This is a genomic window from Microbispora corallina (genome assembly GCF_016863035.1).
In the GTDB taxonomy this organism is placed as follows: Bacteria; Actinomycetota; Actinomycetes; order Streptosporangiales; family Streptosporangiaceae; genus Microbispora; species Microbispora corallina.
This window is the reverse complement of record NZ_BOOC01000002.1, coordinates 398,343-418,791: the sequence shown is the minus strand read 5'-3', so window position 1 is coordinate 418,791 and position 20,449 is coordinate 398,343. Positions and strand designations below refer to the sequence as shown.

Annotated in this window: 19 protein-coding genes; 8 read left to right on the top strand and 11 right to left on the bottom strand. The window is 71.9% G+C overall.

Features of this window, described 5'->3' with window-relative positions; translation table 11 throughout:
* Positions 1 to 84: 84 nt before the first annotated feature.
* A complete protein-coding gene (locus Mco01_RS04115; RefSeq protein ID WP_204055519.1) occupies positions 85 to 834 on the bottom strand; it encodes an SDR family NAD(P)-dependent oxidoreductase in 750 nt (249 codons plus the stop codon).
* Positions 835 to 1,047: 213 nt separating this feature from the next.
* On the opposite strand from Mco01_RS04115, the gene Mco01_RS04110 reads away from it, so the two are divergent.
* The gene (locus Mco01_RS04110) at positions 1,048 to 1,479 is read left to right on the top strand and encodes an Rrf2 family transcriptional regulator (RefSeq protein WP_204055518.1); all 432 of its coding nucleotides are present in this window, start codon (positions 1,048 to 1,050) and stop codon (positions 1,477 to 1,479) included.
* A 316-nt stretch (positions 1,480 to 1,795) separates the two neighbouring features.
* On the opposite strand, the gene Mco01_RS04105 is transcribed toward Mco01_RS04110, so the two are convergent.
* Complete coding sequence (locus tag Mco01_RS04105; RefSeq protein ID WP_036322568.1) at positions 1,796 to 2,269, bottom strand: Lrp/AsnC family transcriptional regulator; 474 nt, start codon at positions 2,267 to 2,269, stop codon at positions 1,796 to 1,798.
* 191 nt (positions 2,270 to 2,460) lie between these two features.
* Between Mco01_RS04105 and Mco01_RS04100 the strand changes: the two genes are divergently transcribed.
* Positions 2,461 to 3,294, top strand: a complete 834-nt coding sequence (locus Mco01_RS04100; RefSeq protein ID WP_239103321.1) for a phenylalanine 4-monooxygenase — start codon at positions 2,461 to 2,463, stop codon at positions 3,292 to 3,294.
* 31 nt (positions 3,295 to 3,325) lie between these two features.
* On the opposite strand, the gene Mco01_RS04095 is transcribed toward Mco01_RS04100, so the two are convergent.
* The 5 genes from Mco01_RS04095 to Mco01_RS04075 form a co-directional block, all read right to left on the bottom strand.
* Complete coding sequence (locus Mco01_RS04095; RefSeq protein WP_204055516.1) at positions 3,326 to 4,792, bottom strand: phosphodiester glycosidase family protein; 1,467 nt, start codon at positions 4,790 to 4,792, stop codon at positions 3,326 to 3,328.
* 141 nt (positions 4,793 to 4,933) lie between these two features.
* A complete protein-coding gene (locus tag Mco01_RS04090; RefSeq protein WP_204055515.1) occupies positions 4,934 to 5,146 on the bottom strand; it encodes a hypothetical protein in 213 nt (70 codons plus the stop codon).
* A gap of 86 nt (positions 5,147 to 5,232) precedes the next feature.
* A complete protein-coding gene (locus tag Mco01_RS04085) occupies positions 5,233 to 6,306 on the bottom strand; it encodes a DmpA family aminopeptidase (RefSeq protein ID WP_204055514.1) in 1,074 nt (357 codons plus the stop codon).
* 31 nt (positions 6,307 to 6,337) lie between these two features.
* The gene (locus Mco01_RS04080; protein WP_204055513.1) at positions 6,338 to 7,948 is read right to left on the bottom strand and encodes a PucR family transcriptional regulator; all 1,611 of its coding nucleotides are present in this window, start codon (positions 7,946 to 7,948) and stop codon (positions 6,338 to 6,340) included.
* 74 nt (positions 7,949 to 8,022) lie between these two features.
* Complete coding sequence (locus Mco01_RS04075) at positions 8,023 to 8,742, bottom strand: TetR/AcrR family transcriptional regulator C-terminal domain-containing protein (protein WP_239103320.1); 720 nt, start codon at positions 8,740 to 8,742, stop codon at positions 8,023 to 8,025.
* An 82-nt stretch (positions 8,743 to 8,824) separates the two neighbouring features.
* Between Mco01_RS04075 and Mco01_RS04070 the strand changes: the two genes are divergently transcribed.
* The 4 genes from Mco01_RS04070 to Mco01_RS04055 all read left to right on the top strand — a co-directional run bounded on the left by Mco01_RS04070 (position 8,825) and on the right by Mco01_RS04055 (position 14,452).
* Entirely contained in the window at positions 8,825 to 10,285 is a 1,461-nt protein-coding gene (locus Mco01_RS04070) for an MFS transporter (RefSeq protein ID WP_204055511.1), read from the top strand.
* A gap of 89 nt (positions 10,286 to 10,374) precedes the next feature.
* Positions 10,375 to 11,670: an aspartate aminotransferase family protein gene (locus Mco01_RS04065; RefSeq protein ID WP_204055510.1), complete on the top strand. Its 1,296-nt coding sequence runs from the start codon at positions 10,375 to 10,377 to the stop codon at positions 11,668 to 11,670.
* Positions 11,657 to 13,150: a CoA-acylating methylmalonate-semialdehyde dehydrogenase gene (locus tag Mco01_RS04060; RefSeq protein WP_204055509.1), complete on the top strand. Its 1,494-nt coding sequence runs from the start codon at positions 11,657 to 11,659 to the stop codon at positions 13,148 to 13,150. The genes Mco01_RS04065 and Mco01_RS04060 overlap by 14 nt, the downstream gene beginning before the upstream one ends.
* A 63-nt stretch (positions 13,151 to 13,213) precedes the next feature.
* On the top strand, positions 13,214 to 14,452 hold the full coding sequence (locus Mco01_RS04055) for an extracellular solute-binding protein (RefSeq protein ID WP_204055508.1): 1,239 nt from the start codon (positions 13,214 to 13,216) through the stop codon (positions 14,450 to 14,452).
* A 9-nt stretch (positions 14,453 to 14,461) separates the two neighbouring features.
* On the opposite strand, the gene Mco01_RS04050 is transcribed toward Mco01_RS04055, so the two are convergent.
* The 3 genes from Mco01_RS04050 to gabT form a co-directional block, all read right to left on the bottom strand.
* Positions 14,462 to 14,650, bottom strand: a complete 189-nt coding sequence (locus tag Mco01_RS04050; protein ID WP_204055507.1) for a hypothetical protein — start codon at positions 14,648 to 14,650, stop codon at positions 14,462 to 14,464.
* A 91-nt stretch (positions 14,651 to 14,741) separates the two neighbouring features.
* Complete coding sequence (locus tag Mco01_RS04045) at positions 14,742 to 14,957, bottom strand: hypothetical protein (protein WP_372444748.1); 216 nt, start codon at positions 14,955 to 14,957, stop codon at positions 14,742 to 14,744.
* A gap of 203 nt (positions 14,958 to 15,160) precedes the next feature.
* Positions 15,161 to 16,510 (bottom strand): 4-aminobutyrate--2-oxoglutarate transaminase, encoded by a 1,350-nt coding sequence (gabT, locus tag Mco01_RS04040; RefSeq protein ID WP_204055505.1) that lies wholly within the window; start codon positions 16,508 to 16,510, stop codon positions 15,161 to 15,163.
* A 101-nt stretch (positions 16,511 to 16,611) separates the two neighbouring features.
* Here gabT and Mco01_RS04035 point away from each other — a divergent pair, with 101 nt between their 5' ends.
* The gene (locus Mco01_RS04035; protein WP_204055504.1) at positions 16,612 to 18,084 is read left to right on the top strand and encodes a PucR family transcriptional regulator; all 1,473 of its coding nucleotides are present in this window, start codon (positions 16,612 to 16,614) and stop codon (positions 18,082 to 18,084) included.
* 16 nt (positions 18,085 to 18,100) lie between these two features.
* Here the strand turns inward: Mco01_RS04035 and Mco01_RS04030 are convergent, their stop codons facing one another.
* The gene (locus tag Mco01_RS04030; RefSeq protein WP_204055503.1) at positions 18,101 to 18,733 is read right to left on the bottom strand and encodes a TetR/AcrR family transcriptional regulator; all 633 of its coding nucleotides are present in this window, start codon (positions 18,731 to 18,733) and stop codon (positions 18,101 to 18,103) included.
* A 216-nt stretch (positions 18,734 to 18,949) separates the two neighbouring features.
* Here Mco01_RS04030 and Mco01_RS04025 point away from each other — a divergent pair, with 216 nt between their 5' ends.
* Positions 18,950 to 20,395 carry an aldehyde dehydrogenase family protein gene (locus Mco01_RS04025; RefSeq protein ID WP_204055502.1) on the top strand — a complete coding sequence of 482 codons (1,446 nt, stop codon included), beginning with the start codon at positions 18,950 to 18,952 and terminating at the stop codon, positions 20,393 to 20,395.
* Positions 20,396 to 20,449: the final 54 nt, after the last annotated feature.

Genomic DNA, 20,449 nt, shown 5'->3' with positions numbered 1-20,449 from the left:
GAGTGTGAAGGGCCGCCCCCGGGTATCGGGGGCGGCCTTTCACATCTTTCATGCCATCCCATCAAGGGGTGGCTTTTTTATTTGTCAGACCTGGTTGAGGCCGCCGTCGACGAACAGCTCGATTCCGGTGACGAAACTGCTGTCCGCGGAGGCGAGGAAGAGGGCGGCCGCGGCGGTCTCCTCCGGACGTGCCATCCGGCCGAGGGGAACCTGGCCGCTCAGGTGGTCCTTGAGCAGCTCCGCCTGCTCCGGCGTCGGGGCGAGCCCGGTGATGCCCTCCGTATCCGTGGGCCCGGGTGCGAGCGTGTTCACCCTGATCCCGCGGCCCTTGAGTTCGTTCGCCCAGGTACGGGCGAGGGACCGTACGGCGGCCTTGGAGGCGGCGTAGACGCCGAATGCCTCGGTGCCGCTGCTGCCCGCGGTGGAACCGGTGAGAATCACGGACGCGCCCTCATTGAGCAGGGGCAGCGCCTTTTGGACGCTGAACAGCAGCCCTCGGACGTTGGTGCCGAAGGTCGTGTCGAAGTGCTTCTCGGTGACGTCCTCCAGACGGGAGAACTCGCCTCCGCCGGCGTTGGCGAACAGCACATCGATGCCGCCGCCCCGCTCGGCGACGGTCGCGTAGAGCCGGTCGAGGTCCACCGGGTCGGATACGTCGGTCCGCACCGCTGTGGCGTTCACGCCGATCTCCGCCACCAACGTGTCGAGCGCCTCCTGCCGGCGGCCGGCCACGAACACGTGGGCACCCTCGGACGCGAAGCGCCGGGCCGTGGCGCGGCCGATTCCGCTGCTGGCGCCGGTGACCACGGCGGTCTTTCCGTCGAGCTGTCCCATAGGTCTCCCCCTGAAGAAGTAACCAATCTTGTTACGACACTGCCGCGCATGAGACGCGAGGCCGTCGGTTGGAATGGATGTAACCATAGCGGTTACAATGAGGGTGTCAAGCGCCGCGAGACGTACCGGGTGGGTCGGTGCGGCGAATCCCGCCGCAGGTGACGGGGGTGGCCGCCACGTGCGCTTGAATGGTCGCGGAGGGAAGGGAGGCCGGTGAGCGCGAACAGCAGACTGACGATCGCCGCGCACACGCTGGCGTGGATGGGGCTCAACGAGAGCTTCGGCCATCCGATCGCCACCTCGGAACAGGTGTCGGAGAGCGTGAACACCAATCCTGTGGTCATCCGGCGCCTGCTCGGGCAACTGCGTGAGGCGGGACTCGTCGAATCCCGTCGTGGGGCGGGCGCCGGCTGGTCGCTCGCCCGTCCACTCGAGTCCATGACCCTGCTGGACGTGTACGAGGCGGTGGAGCCAGGCCCACTGTTCGGGATGCACCGGACCCCGCCCAACGCGGAATGCCCTGTCGGCTTCGGGATCCAGCCGGCCATGCAGTCGGTCTACGACGAGATCGAGGACACCCTGCGCGCCAAGCTGACGCGGACGACGATCGCCCAGGTTCTCCGCGACGTACTCGCCACCCGCTAGAGGTGGCCGCCCCCGCACTGGACGGTATGGCTCCGTGAACCGAGGCCATGACGGGCCGGCAGTCGTCTATGCCGGACGGATCGGCGGGGCAATCAGTCAGGGAGCCATGCGCCGAGGGCGATCGCGGTAGGGGTTGTGGGAGCGGAGTCCGGCTGGGAGCGCGGACCGCAGCGAAGGCCCAGCGAAGCGGGCTTCGCGAGGCCCGCACGCTTCCGAGCCGAGCGCAGCGTCACGCACCCCACCACCCCGCACAACAAACACCTCGCAGCGTCACCCCCAGCCGGCATGACGACCAATCAAACGACATCCGCGTACGTCAGGCGTTCGGATCGGCGACGGCGGCGGTGAGGAGTGGGTCGATGCGGAAGGGGATCTGGGTGGACAGGGCGATGGTCGTGTCCGTGCGGGTCACGGCGGGGGAGGCGAGGACGCGGGCGATGATCTCCTGGAGGTGGGGTGTGCTGCGGGCGACGACGCGGCAGAGGAGGTCGGCCTGGCCGCTGGTGCCGTACACCTCGAGGATCTCCGGGATGCCGGCGAGCGTCTGGACGGCCTCGGTGAGCCGGCCCTGGGCGATCTGGAGGGACGCGAAGGCGAGGATGGGGTAGCCGATCTCCTCGGTGGCGACGGTGGGGCCGAAGTCGGTGATGACGCCGCGCATGGTGAGCTTCTCGAGCCGGGCCTGGACGGTGCCGCGGGCCACTCCGAGGAGCCGGGCCAGTTCGGTGAGCCCGATCCGCGGGTTGGCCCGCATGGTGATCAGCATCCGGCTGTCGAGGGAATCGAGCATGCGCAGAGGGTACGCCCGTGCTGGTCGAATCGGCCAGCCAAATCCCCTGAGAGTCGCCGATATTGTGCGATCCGCACACTCCAACTGGTCACTCTTGTCAGTGAATCGGCGACTTGCTGTCATATGGGGATATGTTTGAGGAAGCTCAATACTTCGCCCCTGTTGCGACCAAGGATGACGGGTCCGTCGTCGTGGAACTGGCCACGAGCCACCCGGGGTTCGCCGACCCGGTGTACCGCGAGCGGCGCAACGGGATCGCCGCGCTGGCGCTGAACCACACGCCGGGTGACCCCATCCCCGTGGCCGAGTACACCGACGAGGAGCACCACGTGTGGGCGCTCGTCACCAGGGAGCTCGCGGTCAAGCACGAGAAGTACGCGGTACGCGAGTTCCTCGACGCGGCGGCGCGGCTGGGCCTTCCCGCCGACCGCATTCCTCAGTTGCAGGAGGTCAGCGACCTCCTGCACCCGCTGACCGGCTTCCGCTACCTCCCGGCCGCCGGGCTGGTGCCGCTGCGGGAGTTCTACGGGGTGCTGGCGGACGGCCTGTTCCATTCCACGCAGTACATCCGGCACCACTCCGTGCCGTTCTACACGCCCGAGCCGGACGTCATCCACGAGGTGATCGGGCACGCGAACACGCTGGCGTCGCCGCGTTTCGCGGAGTTGTACCGCGCGGCTGGCCGGGCGGCCCGTCGGGTCGAGACCGACGAGGCCCTGGAGTTCGTGTCCAAGGTGTTCTGGTTCACGCTGGAGTTCGGCGTGATGCGGGAGGACGGCGAGCTCAGGGCGTACGGCGCCGGCATCCTCAGCTCGTACGGCGAGATCGAGGAGTTCCGGGGGATGGACATCCGGCCCCTCGACCTGGTCGACATGGGCACCACGGCGTACGACATCACCAAGTATCAGGAGACGCTGTTCGAGGCGGCCTCGTTCGACCAGCTCGAAGACGTCGTGGGCGAGTTCTGGGACACCTGCGACGACGACGCCGTCCGGCGCCTCGCCTCTCACGCCCCCACCACCTGACGAGGCGACGGCCCCGCGCGGGAGCGGGCCGTTACGGCGTGATCAGCAGGGCGTCGCCCACGCCGCGCTCGACGCCGTCGGACGGGTGGTTGACGACCTTCTTGCCGACCACCATGGTGCTGGACCCGCCGCCGTCCAGGTTGATCGCGTCGCGGGCGCCGAGCCAGCGCATCAGCGCGGCCGCCTCGAAGAACGAGGCGCCGACGGTGCTGCCGGGGGCGCGGCCGTCGACGACGGCGATGATGAGCCTGCCGTCCCTGGCGACTCCGGCCAGCGTGCGGGGGTGGCGCCGGAGGATCATGTTGGTGTTCGCCATGCCGTCGCGGCCGGGGGTGATCGCGGTCCGGCCGGCGCGGACCAGGCCGACGGCCCCGCCGATGATGTTGGTCTGCGGGGTCAGCGGGACGGCCTTCTTCGTGCGCATGTCGGTGACCCGGGTCGTCACGGCGACCCTGGTCCCCTCGGCGGCGTGCTGCCAGAGCCAGTCGGCGGCGGCGCCCACGCCGTGGAGCACACGGGTGCCCCGGGCGACGGCGGCGCCCGGGTCGCGCACGGCGGTCACGGTGCCGGACGCGTCGAGCACGGCCTCGACGCCGTCGTCGGCGGGGGTGGCCCGGCCGAGCTCCTCGGTGTACATCACGAGCTCGTCGGGCTTGGGCACCCGGTTCAGGCCGGTCACCTCGGTCGCGGCGCCGTCGGAGGCCTTGGCCGTGACGGTGGACGACAGCTCCGTCACCCGTGCCGTACGGCCCTTGAGCACGAGGCCGACGCGGCCGGGCACGGCCTCGCTGAGCAGCTTGCCGCCCACCACGGAGATGCCGGTGGGGTCGCCGCGGAAGGCCGGCAGCGTGTGGATGTCGAAGAACCCCCCGTTGACGGCCGCGATGGCCTTGGCGGAGGAGGCCATGGCGGACACCTTCTCCCGCTTGGCGACGCTCGTGCCGAGGGAGGAGCGGAACGAGCCGCGGAACGCCTTGGGGTCGACCACGATGACCCTGACCCTCCAGGGGCCGGTCGTGATGAAGCCGTCGTCGCCCTGGAAGTCCACCTTGGCCGAGACGCCCGCGTCCTTGAGCTGTTTGACGACCTCGGCCGCGTCGGCCTTGCCGCTCAGCGGCCAGGAGCCGACCCGGACCATCCAGCCGTTGGCGGCGGGGTAGTCGGCCACGGCGGGCCGGGTGAACGCGACGACCGTGGGGGTGAGGCCGGCGGCCTCCACGGCGGCCGCCTGCTCCTGGGCGGCCGCCTCGGACATGTAGTCCTTGCCGGCGACCACGACGCTCACGGTGTACCCGTCCTTCGACGAGCCGTGGCCGACGGAGAAGTAGCTGACGCCGGGGGCGAGGGTCTTGGACGTGTACTTCGGGATCCCCGGCGCTCCAAGGGGGAAGGACGTCGCCGGGAGCCCGGTGACGGGGTCGGCGAGCGCCGGGGCCGGAAGGGCGGTCGTCGTCAGGGCCAGGACGGCGGCGGCTCCCACGATCTGGCGGCGTCTCATGTGGTCTTCTCCCCAGTGGTGATCCTCAGCGGGACCATCGTGGCGAGAATGACGGGAGAAGATGGGCGAAACGCGCAAAGAGCGAGGGAATCGGTAGCAATTGCCGGTGACGAACCACGCATCAGCGCCTAAACGGTGCGATCAGGTCCTTCCCGCATCGATCTCCTTCGCCCTCCGGACGAACTCCTGAGCCGACCGGGCCTCGACGTGAACGAGCAGCCCGTCGCGTCGGCGGGACATGCCCCAGTAGCGTGAGGTCGCCTGTCCCCACCAGATCGTCCACCTGGGGAAGCGGGCGGACAGGGCCCGGACCACGATCGCCGGGCTGATTTGAGGTTCGCTCGTCGTCTGCACCCTCCGAGGGAAGCACGATTCAGTCCGTACACGGAAGTGCACGGAAAGTAGCCAGTGGCATAGCTCTTACACCGGGGACGACATACCTACGCTCCGGGGTTCAGCATCTTCGCGAGCGAAGCCCCATCAAGCCCCGGAACGGTCAAATCGTCCGCCCCGGTCATCGTCTCGGCCGCGACGAGCGCGTTGACGATCGCCTCCTCCGTCGCCTCGACGACGGCGTAGAAGAGCGGGTCGATGTAGTCGTCGGCGAGGACGGTGACCTGGAACGTGCGCGGCCCCCGCGCGTCGAGCGCGTTGGCGGGCAGGTTCCGGTTGCCGGTGGAGAAGCACAGGAAGCCGTCGCCGCTGGAGTTCTCCCCGGCGCCCCCGGTCCTGGCGACGCCGAGAGCGGCCCGCTGGGCGAGCCTGCGGCACTGGTGCGGCAGCAGCGGCGCGTCGGTGGCGACGATCCCGATGATCGAGCCGGCCTCCTCGTTCGCCAGGCCGGAGGCGGGCAGGGAGCGGCCGACGTTCACGCCGTTCACCGTGAGCCGGTCCCGGCGGCCGTGGTTGGCCTGCACGAGCATGCCGACCGTGTACCCGTCCACCACGCGGGAGGCGGTCCCGATGCCGCCCTTGAAGCCGTGGCAGATCATGCCGGTCCCGCCGCCGACCGCGCCCTCGGCGACCGGTCCGCCCGAGGCGCTCTGGTACGCCTCCTTGACGTGGGCGGCCGTCACGTGCTGTCCGTCGATGTCGTTGAGCAGGCCGTCCCAGGTCTCGGCGACGACGGGCAGCGACCAGGCCTGACGTCCCCGGGCGAGCGACCCGACCTCGATCTCGACGAACGCGTCGCGGACGACGCCGACGGACCCGGTGTTGGTCAGCCCGACGGGCGAGGCGAGCAGGCCGAACTCCTGCAGGAACGGCATGCCGGTCATCTCGCCGTTGCCGTTGAGCCAGTGCACCCCGGCGTACAGCGGCTCGTCGAACGCGGAGCCCTCGTGCGGGAGGATCACGGTCACGCCCGTGCGGACCGGCCCCCGGCCGACGACCCGCGGGCCGGTCCCTGCGACCAGCGTGGTGTGGCCGACCCGGACGCCGGGGACGTCGGTGATCGCGTTGTGGGGCCCCGGGGTTCCGGTGCCGACCACGATGGCGAAGTCGCGGGCTCTCACGGGGGAAACGCCTTTCGTTCTCGGACAGCGCTCACAGGGCGTCGCGGCGGAACGTCTCCAGCGCCAGCAACGCGACGTGCAGGGACAGGCACGACTCGACGTCGTCGAGGTCGGTGTCGAGGATCCGCTCCAGCCGGCGCAGGCGGTCGTAGAACGCGGGCCGGGACAGGTGGGCCTTCTGGGCTGCCACGGCCTTGTTCCTCCCCGCGTCGAGGTAGATCCGCAGGATCCGGGTGAGGTCGCCGTGCCGCTGGGCGTCGTGCGCGAGCAGCGCGCCGAGCTCCCGCTCGGCGAACGTCTGCAGCCGGGCGTCGTCGCGCAGCAGGTGGAGCAGGCCGCGCAGGCGCAGGTCGGGCAGGCGGTAGAACGGCCGGCCGTCGGGCTGGCGCACCGCGACCTCGGCGACCTGCTCGGCCTCCATGAAGCTGCGCCGCACATCCTTGATCGACTCGACGACCGATCCGGCGGCCAGCACGAACGGCGTGGGGAACGTCGCCCGCAGCCGGTCGGCGAGCACCCCGAGGGCCGTCTCCGCGACCGAGCGCGGCGGGAGCGGGAGCAGCATGCCGACCCGGCTCTGGTCGAGGGCGCCCACGAGCGCGGGCAGCCGGGCGTCCCGGCAGGCGGCGGCCGTGGCCTCGGCCAGCTCGCCGAGCCTCGCCTGCTCGCCCAGGGCGGTGCCGCCGGACGCGGTGAGCCGGATGACCGCGCTGATCAGCTTGCGGCCGGTGAGCGGCACCCCGACGGCCCGGGCCCGGGCGGCCGCCTCGTCGGGGTCGGAATAGGCGTGGGTGAGGATGCCGGTGATGATCGTGCCGTGCGCCTGCCGCTCCAGCGACTCCTGATGGCGTTCGAGCAGGCGGCTGAGGGCGAGCGTGGTGGCGGCGCGCTCGGCGAGCACGATGTCCCGGGGGCTGGGCGGGCCGTCGCACAGCAGGATCAGCCGCCCCCAGTCCTGGCCGCGGGCGCCGACCATGGTCACCAGCCACCCCGCCGCGGCGTCGTACGCGGTCCGCTCTCCGGGCGAGACCGAGCGGGAGCGGGTCTCCCAGTTGGCCAGCACGGTGCCGGTGTCGCCGCCGGCCGCGTCGCAGGCGAGCACCTGATGGGCCAGGTTCTCCAGCAGCACCGGGCGGCCGGAGAACCGGGCCACCTGGCTCAGCACCTCGGCGGGGGAGGCGCCCTCGACCGACAGCTCGGTGAAGACCTCGTGCAATTGCTCGGACGCCCGCAGCTCCTGGAGCTGGATGTCGATGATGCGCGCGTGCACCGACTCGGTGATCTGCACGAACGGCGTCTCGCGGGCGAGGGTGACGAGGGGCAGGCCGTGCTCCTCCGCCGCCTTGACGACCGCCCGGGGCAGCTCCCTGACGAACCGCCGGCCCAGCTCCACGATCAGCCCGGAGGCGCCGACGGCGGCCAGGTCGGAGATCCACTCGGCCAGCTTGTCGGGCTCCCCGGGCAGCGCCACGCCCGTGGTGAGCACGAGCTCGCCGCCGCGCAGCAGGTGGGCGATGTCGTGCACCTCGCCCACGTGGACCCAGCGGACGCGGGTGTCCAGCCGGTCGCCCCCGGCGACGACGCGCGGGTTGCCGCGGCGGACGGCGTCCAGCGCGAGCACGTCGGCGACGGTGGGCAGCATGGTGAGAGGCTACCTGATCATTATGTAAAGACGACCGTGCAGTAGCTGACACTCTGCGGCCCCTTTTGTCCGGGTCAGCGGCCCCGGGTGATCCGCGTGGTGAGCCCGTCGAGGAGGGCGGACAGCCCGAACTCGAAGGCGAGGCGGCGGGCGACGAGGGGGTCGAGCTCCTTGCCGACGTACGCGGCGTAGCGCTCACGCAGGTGCGGCCGGTCGGCCGACAGCTCCATCACGACCGGCCCGACCTCCGCCTGCAGCCGGGAGACGTCCGTGCCCGACGCGGCGACCGCGCTCGTCCAGGCCACCTCGGGGATCGTCGAGCCCAGCGTGTAGGAGACGACGGCCGTCATGGCGTAGTCGACGTCGATGCCGTCGAAGCCGGCGCGGACGAAGGCGCCCATCAGCCGGTCGGCCGCCGTCAGCGCGTTCGGGCCGAGGGCGGGGACGACGCCGACGAGCGTCGCGCTCCAGGGGTGGCCGAGGATGGCCCCGCGCAGGCCGTACGCGAAGACCCTGGCCGCCTCGCGCCAGTCCACGTCCTCGGGCACCGTGACCACGGCGTAGACCTCGTCCATGACGAGCTCCAGCAGCTCGTCCTTCGTGGCCACGTACCAGTACAGGCTGGTCGCGCCCGCGCCGAGCCGGGCGCCGAGCTTTCGCATGCTGAGCGCGTCGAGGCCCTCCGCGTCGAGCAGTTCGAGAGCCGCCTTGACGATCTGGTCACGGCTCAGGCCCTGCTCGCGCCGGCCCTTGCGCTCGCGTGTCCAGACAGAGGTGAACGGCTTCGGCTGCACCACTTCAGAATATTCACTCGCACGGTGTGCGACGGCTGTCGTACAGTGTTCCCTATTACTCGCACACTGTTCGAGGTGACTTATGTCGCACCCCCGCCGATGGTGGATCCTCGGCGTCCTCTGCCTCAGCCTGCTCACGCTGGTCGTCGACAACACCGTGCTCAATCTCGCGATCCCGTCGCTGATGCGGGACCTCGGCGCGACGCCGTCCGACGTCCAGTGGGTCATCGACGCGTACGTGCTGGTCTTCGCGGGCCTGCTGCTGACCGCCGGGAGCCTGTCCGACCGGTACGGCAGGCGGCGGATGCTCGTGATCGGCCTGGCGTTCTTCGGCGGCGCGTCGCTGGCCGCCATGCTGGCGACCGAGCCCTGGCAGCTCATCGGCGCCCGCGCGCTCATGGGGGTGGGCGGCTCGTGCGTGATGCCTTCGACGCTGTCGATCCTGATCACCGTCTTCGACGAGGGTGAGCGGCGCAAGGCGATCGCCGCCTGGAGCGCCGTCGCCATGGTCGGGGTGATCGCGGGCCCGACGCTCGGGGGGTTCCTGCTCCAGCACTACTACTGGGGATCGGTCTTCCTGCTCAACGTGCCGATCGCGGCGCTGGCGATCGCCGCCGCGTTCGTCCTCATGCCGGAGACGCACGGCTCGCCGCGCGGGGTCGACCCCGTCGGCGTCGTTCTGTCGATCGTGGGCATGGGCACGCTGGTGTGGGCGGTCATCTCCGCACCCGGCGGTCACCTCAACCCGCTCGTGGTCGCCGTGGCCGTCGTGGCCCTGCTCGCCTTCGTGCTGTGGGAGCGCAGGACGGCGCACCCGATGCTGCCGCTCGGCCTGTTCCGCGACCGCTCGTTCAGCGGTTCCAGCCTGTCGATCGTGCTGCTGTCGTTCGGCGCGGGCGCGCTGATGCTCGCGCTCACCCAGTACCTCCAGTTCGTGCTCGGCTACGAGCCGCTCAAGGCCGGGCTGGCGCTGCTGCCGTACGTCGCGGCCGCGATGGTATTCAACGGACTCGGGGCGGCGCTCGGGAAGAAGGTGAGCAACCGCACGCTGATCGTCGCCGGTCTGCTCGTGATGGCGGCGGGCTTCGGCCTGCTGTCCACGCTCACGGGCGGGTACGGCACGCTCATCGCCAGTCTCATGATCATGGGGGTGGGCGGCGGCCTCGCCGGCCCGGCGGCGTACGCGACGCTGATGGGCGCGGTCCCGCCCGAGCACGCGGGCGTCGGGTCGGCGCTCAACGACACCGTGCAGCAGGTCGGCATGGCGCTCAGCGTGGCCGTGCTCGGCAGCGTGCTCGCGGGCGCCTACACGGCGTCGATGCCGCAGTCGGCCCCCGCCGTGGCGCGCGACTCGATCAGCGGCGCGCTGGCCCTGGGCGACCCCGGGATCGCGGCGGCCGGCCGCCACGCGTTCGTCTCGGCCATGTCGGTCGGCTCGCTGGTGGGGGCGGGATGCTCGGTCGCCGCAGCCGTCGTGGCGCTGCTCGTCCTGCGCAGGAGGCCCGCGGCGCAGCCGGTGTCCGAGCCCCAGCCGGTGGGATGACCTGCCGCACCACTGTGTAAGGGAAAGTCGAAGCATCCCGACAGGCTGACGGGTGGGACCGTCCATCCGTCAGCCGGGATACTCGAAACATGTCGGACCTTCTCGCACGCCATCGCGCGGTCATGCCGAACTGGATGGCCCTGTACTACAACGAGCCCATCGAGATCGTCGGCGGCAAGGGCAACCGCGTCGTCGACGCGAACGGGAAGAGCTACCTCGACTTCTTCGCCGGGATCCTGACCAACATGATCGGGTACGACGTGCCCGAGGTGCGGGAGGCCGTCGAGCGCCAGCTCGCCACCGGGGTCGTCCACACCTCCACGCTCTACCTGCTGCGCGGCCAGGTCGAGCTGGCCGAGAAGATCGCCCGGCTGTCGGGCATCCCCGACGCCAAGGTCTTCTTCACCAACTCCGGCACCGAGGCCAACGAGACGGCGCTGCTGCTGGCCACCTACGCGCGGGGGTCGGACCAGGTCCTCGCCATGCGGCAGAGCTACCACGGCCGGTCGTTCGGCGCGATCAGCGTCACCTCCAACCGCTCGTGGAAGAACAACTCCCTGTCGCCGCTGAACGTGCACTTCCTGCACGGCGCCGACCGCCACCTCGCCCAGTTCCGCGGGATGCCGGACGCCGACTACATCGCGGCCTGCACGGACGACCTGCGCCACGTGCTGGCCACCGCCGTCAGCAAGGACGTGGCCGCGCTCATCGCCGAGCCGATCCAGGGCGTGGGCGGGTTCACGGCGGCCCCCGACGGCCTGTTCGCCGCGTACAAGGAGGTCCTCGACGAGGAGGGCATCCTGTTCGTGTCCGACGAGGTGCAGACCGGCTGGGGCCGGACGGGCTCGGCGTTCTGGGGCATCCAGAACCACGGCGTGGTCCCCGACATGATCACCTTCGCCAAGGGCCTCGGCAACGGCTTCGCCATCGGCGGCGTCGTCGCGCGCGGCGACCTGATGGACGGCCCCCAGGCCATCGGCCTGTCGACGTTCGGCGGCAACCCGATCGCCACCGCGGCGGCCAACGCCACGCTGGACTACGTGCTCGACCACGACCTGCAGGCCAACGCGGCGCGCACCGGCGACATCATCATCGGCGGGCTGCGCGAGGCGGCCGGCCGCCTGCCGGTCGTCGGCGACGTCCGGGGCCGCGGCCTGATGTTCGCGGTCGAGCTGATCGACCCCGCCACCGGAGGGCCGGCCCCCGAGCTGGCCGCCCGCTTCATGGAGGAGACCAAGAGGCTCGGCCTGCTCGCGGGCAAGGGCGGCCTGTACGGCAGCACCCTGCGCATGGCCCCGCCGCTCACGCTCACGGAGGACGAGGCCCGCGAGGGCCTGGGCATCCTCGTCACGGCTCTGGAGACCGTCAACGATGAAGCACGTTAGCCACTGGATCGACGGCTCCCCTGCCGGGCCCGGCGACCGCACCGCGGAGATCTACGACCCGGCGACGGGCGCGGTCGCCGGCCGCGTCGCGCTCGCCACGGCGGAGGAGGTCGACGCGGCGGTGGACGCCGCCGCCCGCGCCTTCCCGGCCTGGCGGGACGCCTCGCTGGTGAAGCGGGCGCAGATCCTGTTCAAGTTCCGCGAGTTGCTCGACGCGCACCGCGACGAGCTGGCCGCCCTGATCACCTCCGAGCACGGCAAGGTCCACGCCGACGCGCTGGGCGAGGTGGCCCGGGGCATCGAGGTGGTGGAGTTCGCCTGCGGCATCCCCCACCTGCTCAAGGGCGGCTTCTCGGAGAACGTCTCGACCCGGGTCGACTCCTACTCCATCCGCCAGCCGCTCGGCGTCGTCGCGGGGATCACGCCGTTCAACTTCCCGGCGATGGTGCCGATGTGGATGTTCCCCGTGGCCATCGCCTGCGGGAACACGTTCGTGCTGAAGCCGTCGGAGAAGGACCCCTCGGCGTCCCTGCTGATCGCCGAGCTGTGGAAGCGGGCCGGGCTGCCCGACGGGGTGTTCAACGTGGTCCAGGGCGACAAGGTCGCGGTGGACCGGCTGCTGGAGCATCCGGCCGTCCGGGCGGTGTCGTTCGTCGGCTCCACCCCGATCGCCCGGTACGTCTACGAGACCGGCACCGCCCACGGCAAGCGCGTCCAGGCGCTCGGCGGCGCGAAGAACCACATGCTGGTGCTGCCCGACGCCGACCTCGACCTCGTGGCCGACTCTGCCGTGTCCGCAGGGTTCGGCTCCGCGGGGGAGCGGTGCATGGCCATCTCGGTCGTGCTCGCGGTCGACCCGATCGGCGACGAGCTCGTCGGGAAGATCGTCTCCCGGGTGCGGGACCTGACGGTGGGCCCGGGGGGCGACCCGGCCTCGCAGATGGGCCCGCTCGTCACGGCCGCCCACCGGGACAAGGTGGCGTCCTACCTCGACCTGGGCGTCGAGGAGGGGGCCAAGCTCGTCGTCGACGGCCGCGAGACGCCCGTGCTCGGCGGCCGCGGGGACGGCTTCTGGCTCGGCCCCACGGTCCTCGACCACGTGCCGCCGAACTCCCGCGTCCACCGTGAGGAGATCTTCGGGCCCGTGCTGTCGATCGTGCGGGTGCGGTCGTACGAGGAGGGCCTCGACCTCATCAACACCGGCGAGTACGGCAACGGCACGGCCGTCTTCACCAACGACGGCGGCGCCGCCCGGCGCTTCCAGAACGAGGTCGAGGTCGGCATGGTGGGCATCAACGTGCCGATCCCGGTGCCGATGGCGTTCTACAGCTTCGGCGGGTGGAAGGCCTCGCTGTTCGGCGACACCCACGTCCACGGCACCGAGGGCGTCCACTTCTACACCCGGGGCAAGGTCGTCACCTCGCGCTGGCTTGACCCCTCCCACGGCGGCGTGAACCTGGGCTTCCCCACGAACGCCTGACGTCCCGGCGGACCCCGCGGCCAGTAGGCTCGTGGGGTCCGTCTCGTGAGAGGGGTCGTCCGCGTGGCGTCTCGCCGTACACACCTGGTGGCCGCCCTGTCGGCGGCGGGGCTGCTCGCCGCGGCCTGCGGGACGGACGAGCCCCGCGTCGCCGATGCGGTGAGCCGGGCGGGCGCCTCCACCTCCGTCAGCCCGTCGGCCGCCGCCACCACGCCGTCCCGCCCGGCCGTCCCCTCGGCCTCCCCGTCGCCGTCCGGTCCTGTGCCGTCCCCGATCGCGTCCGTCGGGCCGGGGGAGCGGGCGCTCAGCGTCCTCACGCTCAACGGATACGCCGAGTGGGGAGGCACCGACCCCAAGGTCAAGTGGGTGGCCGGCTTCGAGCAGGAGACGGGCTGCAAGGTCAGCATCCGCTACTACGACCCCTACCAGGAGGAGAAGCCGGACGACTTCTCCCCGTCGTCGTTCGACGTGATCTCCGCGACTCCGGTGGTCGGCGGGCGGCTGATCGCCCAGCGGAAGGTCGCGCCGCTCAACACGACCCTGGTCGGCGGGTACGACCGCATCCCCCGGACGCTGCGCGAGCTCGCCTCGGTGAACCAGGACGACCAGGTGTACGGCGTGCCGTTCCTGTGGGGGACGAGCGAGGTGCTCTACGACTCGGCCAAGGTGAGGCCGGCGGGAGCGGAGGCGATCTTCACCGACGAGGGACCCGTCGTGTTCCGGGACAGCCCGCTGTCGCTGGCCGACGCGGCCCTCGTCCTCAAGGAGCGCGGCGCGGACATCGCCGACCCGTTCGACCTCACCCCGGCCCAGCTCGACGAGGCGGCCGCGCTGTTCTCGTCGGAGAAGGCGGCGCCCGGCCGGCGGCTGTTCTGGCGCGACCCGATCGAGGTCGTCCAGGCCTTCGCCACCGGCTCGGCCCGGCTCGCCCAGGGCACGCCGTATCTGCTGGACGTGCTGACCCGCGGCCACACCAAGGTCAGGGCCGTCACCGACCGGCCCGTCACCGGCTGGGCCGACTCGTGGATGGTGTCCGCGCAGGCCGCCCACCCGTCGTGCGCCTACCAGTGGCTGGAGTGGAACGCCTCGCCCGACGTGCAGCGCAGGGCCGCCATGTGGAACGGGCTCGCCCCGGCCGACCCGGACGCCTGCAAGGGCAGGGCCCGGGCCATCCGGCGCATCTGCGCCGACTACCGCGTGGGCGACGCCAAGGCGTTCGCCGGGGTCTTCTTCGCCGTCCGGCCCCCCGACTACGCCCAGTGGGCCGACCGCTGGTCGCGCATCGCCCCCCGGCCCCGCTGAGCCGGCCCGTCAGAGGCGGGCGACGGCCGTCCGCAGGGCCGGCCCGCTGATGTCGCCGAACGGGCCGCCGGGGTAGTCCACCAGCCACACGTGCAGCATGTCCGACTCGCCGGCCTGGCCGGTGGCGCAGTCGCCCGGCAGGCAGGGCGCCGTGTGCGGGTGCCAGGGCGTCGCCGGTCCGCCGACGGCCGGACCCATCGGGCGATTATCGGGCCCGTGATCTCGGAAAGGGAGGCCCAAGCCAGGCGGAAGTCGCGAATTACGACATCAGCGGGTAATAGCCGGTCAATTAGGACATGGCCGCACGAGAACGGCGTGGCAGCGGGACGTTCCCCTCCTGAGGGGGCAGCAGCGCCTCGGCGCAGTCGTCGCAGGCGAGCACGGGCGCGTTGTCCGGGAGCAGGCCCACCTTGACCCGGGGACGCGGCCACTTCTTGTGGCACACCACGCAGGCGTCCCCGTCCCGCTGCGTCATGGTGAGGCCGTCCGGATCGAACGTCAGCAAGAGGCGTTCGGCTCCATTTGGGTTCCAGCCCATCAACGTCCCCCCTCGATCGCCTATCGGAACCGTTATAACGCGGTTACCCTTCGTGATCGGCGAGGGGCGGCTCAAGTTCCGGTTAAATCGAGGCATAACGCAAGCCTTACGACACAAAAGGGACACCCTGTCTCAACCCGGGTGCCCCTTTTAGTGCTATTTAAACGGTCTCATCCCTGGCTGATCGCGCGCTCCAGGATCGAGAGGCCCTCCTCCAGCAGGTGATCGGGCATCACCAGGGGCGGAAGGAAGCGCAGGACGTTCCCGTAGGTCCCTGCGGTGAGCACGAGCAGGCCCTCGGCGTGGCACCGGGCGGCGATCGGCCCGGCGGGAACCGGCTCCGTGGTCCCCGGCTTGACCAGCTCGATCGCGACCATCGCGCCGCGCCCGCGGACGTCGCCCACGATGGGGTACCGCTCCTTGAGCGCCTCGAGGCGGGGGAGCATGATCTCGCCGATGTGCCGGGCCCGCTCGACCAGCTTGTCCTGCTCGATCGTCTCCAGCACCCCGAGGGCAGCCTCGCAGGCGAGCGGGTTACCGCCGTACGTGCCGCCGAGACCGCCCACGTGGACGGAGTCGAGCAGGTCGGCCCGGCCGGTCACGCCGGCCAGCGGCAGGCCGCCGGCGATGCCCTTGGCGGTGCAGATGATGTCGGGGACGATGCCCTCGTCCTCGCAGGCGAACAGGTCGCCGGTCCGGGCGAATCCGGTCTGCACCTCGTCGGCGATGAAGACGATGCCGTTCGCCCGGCAGAACTCCAGGATCCTCGGCAGGAAGCCGCGCGCCGGGACGACGAAGCCGCCCTCGCCGGCGATCGGCTCGATCAGCACGGCCGCGACGTTCTCCGCGCCGATCTGCTTGTCGATCATGTCGATGGCCTGCGCCGCGGCCTCCTCGGCGCAGGCGTCCGGCCCGGTCGGCCAGCGGAACGGGTAGGCCAGCGGCGCCCGGTACACCTCCGGCGCGAACGGCCCGAACCCGTGCTTGTACGGCATGTTCTTGGCCGTCAGCGTCATCGTCAGCAGCGTGCGTCCGTGGTAGCCGTGCTCGAACACGACGACGGCCTGCCGCCCGGTGGCGTGGCGGGCCACCTTCACCGCGTTCTCCACGGCCTCGGCGCCGCTGTTCACCAGGAACGTGCGCTTGTCGTGGTCGCCCGGCGTGAGCGCGTTCAGCTTCTCGCAGACGGCCACGTACGACTCGTACGGCGTGACCATGAAGCAGGTGTGGGTGAAGTCGGCGACCTGCCGCCGCACCCGCTCCACCACCCGCGGGGCGGCGTTGCCCACGCTGGTCACCGCGATCCCGGAACCGAAGTCGATCAGAGAGTTGCCGTCGGCGTCCACGACGACACCGCCACCGGCGTGGGTCACGAACACCGGGAGCGTGGTGCCGATGCCCGGAGGCACGGCGGACTGCTTGCGCGCGAACAGCTCCCGCGAGCGGGGGCCGGGGATCTCGGTGACGAGGCGGCGCTCCTGAGGAAGCTCCGGGCCGCCCTGCGTGGTGGCAGTGCTCATGGTTCCGACGCTACGACCGCCGCCCCCACCTGCCGATATGTCGGCATGGCAGAATGAGGGCGCAGTTTTGGCCAACTCGGACAAGTCGGGGGGAGGCGGCCATGGCGCCCACGCTGCGCCGGGTGACCGCGATGGCGCCCCTCCACCTGGAGGTGCTCGCCGGGGCGGGCGCGCTCGACCGGCCGGTCCGGTGGGTCGCCGTGAGCGAACTGGAGGATCCCACGCCGTTCCTTGAGGGCGGCGAGCTGGTGCTGACCACGGGCATGCGCCTCACCGGCGCGGGCGCCGCGGCGTACGTCTCCCGGCTCATGGCGCGGGGGGCGGCCGGGCTCGGGTTCGGGGTGGGACTCGGGCACGACGCCGTGCCGCCCGAGCTGCTGGAGGCGGCGGCCGCGGCCGGGCTGCCGCTGCTCGAGGTGCCCAGGGACACCCCGTTCATCGCCATCGGCAAGGCCGTCAGCGAGTTGCTGGCCGCCGAGCAGTACGAGGAGATCAGGCGCGCCTTCGCCGCCCAGGGCCGTCTCACCCGCGCCGCCCTGCGCAGGGAGGGCACGGCCGGCGTGATCGGCCGCCTCGCCAAGGAGATCGGCGGCTGGGCGCTGCTGCTCGACGACACCGGCGCCGTACGGCACGCGGCGGGCCGCGAGGGCGAGCAGGGCTGGGCCGAGGCCGTGGCCCGCGCGCTGGAGCCCGAGCTGGCCCGGCTGCGCGGCGCGCCGTCCCTCGCCAGCCTGGCGCTGTCGACCCCCGGCGAGCACGTGGTGGTGCAGCCGCTCGGGCGCCGGGGGTTCTTCGCCGTCGGGTCGTCCCGGCCGTTCTCCCCGATCGCGCACACGGTCGTCAACGCCGCCGGGTCGCTGCTCACGCTCGCCCTCGAACAGGGCAGGGAGCAGCGGGCCGCGGCGGCGCGGGCCCGCACCGCCGTGCTGCGGCTGCTGCTGGCCGGGCAGGCGGAGGCGGCGGCCGAGACGCTGGAGGCGCTGGGCGGGCGGCTGCCGCGCGAGCCCGTCTCCGTGCTCGCCTGCGAGACGGCCGACGCCGACGCCCTGGCCGAGGCCCTGCCCTGCTTCACCGCGCCCTGGGAGGACCTGCTCGTCGCCCTCGTGCCGGAGGAGGAGGCGGACCGGCACGCCGCCCGCGCCGCCCGGCACGGCCGCGTCGGCGTGAGCGCCCCCGGCGTGGTCCTGGGCCGGCCTCCCGGCGGGGAGCCGCGGGGGACCGGCCTGTCCACCGGGCTCGACCAGGCGAGGCGCGCCCTGGTGTCGGCCGCCCCGGTGGCGCGTTTCGCCGACCTGGCCGGGCAGGGGCTGCTGTCGCTGATCGACCCGGCCGCCGCGGCGTCGTTCGCGGCCGCGCTGCTCGCGCCGCTGCGCGAGTACGGCTCGCGCGCCGACCTGGTGGAGTCCCTGCGCGCCTACCTGGCGTCGAACGGCCACTGGGACGCGGCGGCCCAGCGGCTCGGGGTGCACAGGCACACGCTCAGGTACCGCATGCGGCGGGTGGCGGAGCTGCTCGGGCGCGACCTCGACGACCCGGCGGCCCGGGCGGAGCTGTGGATCGCGCTGTGCCTGTAGGGCGGCCCGCCGGGCGTCAGTCGCCGCTCTTGCGCGCCAGGAACGACCTGATCGCGGCCGTGGTGACCAGCTCGTATGTCTTGCCGTCGGGCAGGTGACCGGCACGTTCCAGGCTGAGCGCGCCCTGGGCGGCCGCCCACAGCGCGTCGGCGATCTTGCGTGGCTGGGTCGGGGTGAGGTGCCCGGCCGAGATGCAGTCGGCGATCACCCGGTCGACGATGTTGAGCGCGGCCCTGGCCAGCGTGCGGGCGCGCTCGCTCGGCACGAACCCGGGGATGGCCCGCTCGAACATCAGGCTGTAGTAGCCGGGCTCCGACAGCGCGGCCTCCCGGTAGGCCGGGCCGAGCGCGCTCAGGTGCTCCAGCGGGTCGCCCCGCTGCGGCACAGCCTCCAGCCTGCGGCGGAAGCGCTCGAACCCCTCCAGGTAGAGGGCCTCGGCCAGGCCCTCCTTGCTGCCGAACATCGTGTAGATGAGCTGGGTGGAGCAGCCGGCCTCCGCGGCGATCCTGCGGACCGTGAGGCTCTCGGGCCCGGCGGAGGTGAGAAGGCCGTTCGCGACCTCGAGGAGGCGGGTCCTCAGCTCGTCGTAGGTGCTGCGGTGGCCGCGCGCGTAGGCACCCTGAAGCCCGAGCGGCGCCGGCGTACTCATCAGCGACGAGCCCTTCCCATATTGGGGTCCCGCGACAGACCCGGATGATGACTTAACCACGTGGCTCGGCTTTCAAACCGCTGTGAAACGGAAAACATCCCGAAATTGCCGCGCATCTGTGACATCACAAACTTGTCCACAGTGGCGTGCCGTTCCGGCCCGATTGTGCTCGGGGGAGTAGCGCCCGGCGCCACCCGCTGGCATAGCGTGAGGGACATGGACGTGAGCCGCACTTCCGATCCTCGCCCCTTCTGGCTCGCCGGCCGTCCCGCCACCGGAGACGCCGAGCAGACCGTGACCAACCCCCTCGACGGCCGCGTGGCCGGCGTCCACTCGGTGCCGACGCCGGACCAGGTCGAGCAGGCCGTCGCCGCGGCGGACGCCGTGCGCGCCCGGGCCGCCGCGCTCCCCATCCACGTCCGCGCCGAGGCGCTGGCCCACGTCGCCCGCCGCCTCGGGGAGCGGTCGGAGGAGATCGCCCGGCTCATCACCGCCGAGAACGGCAAGCCCGTCTTGTGGGCGCGCGGGGAGGTCGGCCGCGCCGTCTCCACGTTCCGCTTCGCCGCGGAGGAGGCCCGCCGGTTCAGCGGCGAGGTGCAGCGCCTCGACACCGAGCCCGCCGCCCAGGGCCGCCTCGCCTACGTGTCCCGCGTGCCGTACGGCCCGGTGCTGGCGATCACGCCGTTCAACTTCCCGCTGAACCTCGTGGCCCACAAGGTGGCCCCGGCGATCGCCGTCGGCGCGCCGATCATCGTGAAGCCCGCGCCCGCGACCCCGCTGTCCGCGCTCGTGCTCGGCGAGATCCTGGCCGAGACCGACCTGCCCGAGGGCTTCTTCTCGGTCCTCCCGGTGCCGAACGACCGCGCCGGGTCGCTGGTGGACGACCCCCGGCTGCCGGTCGTCTCGTTCACCGGCTCCGGCCCCGTCGGCTTCTCCATCATGGACAGGGTGCCGCGCAAGCACGTCACGCTGGAGCTCGGCGGCAACGCCGCGGCGGTCGTGCTGGCCGACGCCGACCTCGACTGGGCCGCCGGCCGGATCGCCCTCTACTCGAACTACCAGGCCGGCCAGAGCTGCATCGCCGTCCAGCGCGTCATCGTGGAGGACGCGGTCGCGGACGAGTTCACGGACAGGCTGCTCGCCGCCGTGGGCGCGCTCGTCACCGGCGACCCCGGGGACGACAAGACCCAGGTCGGCCCGCTGGTCAGCGAGGACGCCGCCGTCCGCGTGGAGAGCTGGGTCAACGAGGCCGTCGCCGCGGGCGCCCGCCTGCTCGCCGGAGGCACGAGGGACGGCGCGACGATCACGCCCACCGTCCTCGCCGACGTCCCGGCCGACGCCAAGGTCGCCCGCGAGGAGGTCTTCGGGCCCGTCATGATCGTGCAGCGGGTCGCCTCGGTCGACGAGGCGTTCGCCGCCGTCAACGACTCGCGGTACGGCCTGCAGGCCGGCGTGTTCACCCGCAGCCTCGACATGGCCTTCCGGGCCAACCGGGAGCTGGAGGTCGGCGGCGTCATCATCGGCGACGTCCCCTCCTACCGCGCCGACCAGATGCCGTACGGCGGGGTGAAGGAGTCGGGCGTGGGCCGCGAGGGGCTGCGGTCGGCGATGGAGGACTTCACCTACGAGAAGGTGATGGTCCTGACAGGGCTCACGCTCTGAGCGTCCGACCCCTGAATGAAATTTAGGAGAACTGCGCGGTTTGCGGGATTATTC

What these genes read in the sequence shown, in the direction of transcription:
- Mco01_RS04115 (WP_204055519.1), bottom strand. Translation starts at nt 834, where the DNA reads ATGGGACAGCTCGACGGAAAGACCGCCGTGGTCACCGGCGCCAGCAGC.
- Mco01_RS04105 (WP_036322568.1), bottom strand. Translation starts at nt 2,269, where the DNA reads ATGCTCGATTCCCTCGACAGCCGGATGCTGATCACCATGCGGGCCAAC.
- Mco01_RS04095 (WP_204055516.1), bottom strand. Translation starts at nt 4,792, where the DNA reads ATGAGACGCCGCCAGATCGTGGGAGCCGCCGCCGTCCTGGCCCTGACG.
- Mco01_RS04080 (WP_204055513.1), bottom strand. Translation starts at nt 7,948, where the DNA reads ATGCTGCCCACCGTCGCCGACGTGCTCGCGCTGGACGCCGTCCGCCGC.
- Mco01_RS04070 (WP_204055511.1), top strand. Translation starts at nt 8,825, where the DNA reads ATGTCGCACCCCCGCCGATGGTGGATCCTCGGCGTCCTCTGCCTCAGC.
- Mco01_RS04065 (WP_204055510.1), top strand. Translation starts at nt 10,375, where the DNA reads ATGTCGGACCTTCTCGCACGCCATCGCGCGGTCATGCCGAACTGGATG.
- Mco01_RS04060 (WP_204055509.1), top strand. Translation starts at nt 11,657, where the DNA reads ATGAAGCACGTTAGCCACTGGATCGACGGCTCCCCTGCCGGGCCCGGC.
- Mco01_RS04050 (WP_204055507.1), bottom strand. Translation starts at nt 14,650, where the DNA reads ATGGGTCCGGCCGTCGGCGGACCGGCGACGCCCTGGCACCCGCACACG.
- gabT (WP_204055505.1), bottom strand. Translation starts at nt 16,510, where the DNA reads ATGAGCACTGCCACCACGCAGGGCGGCCCGGAGCTTCCTCAGGAGCGC.
- Mco01_RS04035 (WP_204055504.1), top strand. Translation starts at nt 16,612, where the DNA reads ATGGCGCCCACGCTGCGCCGGGTGACCGCGATGGCGCCCCTCCACCTG.
- Mco01_RS04030 (WP_204055503.1), bottom strand. Translation starts at nt 18,733, where the DNA reads ATGAGTACGCCGGCGCCGCTCGGGCTTCAGGGTGCCTACGCGCGCGGC.
- Mco01_RS04025 (WP_204055502.1), top strand. Translation starts at nt 18,950, where the DNA reads ATGGACGTGAGCCGCACTTCCGATCCTCGCCCCTTCTGGCTCGCCGGC.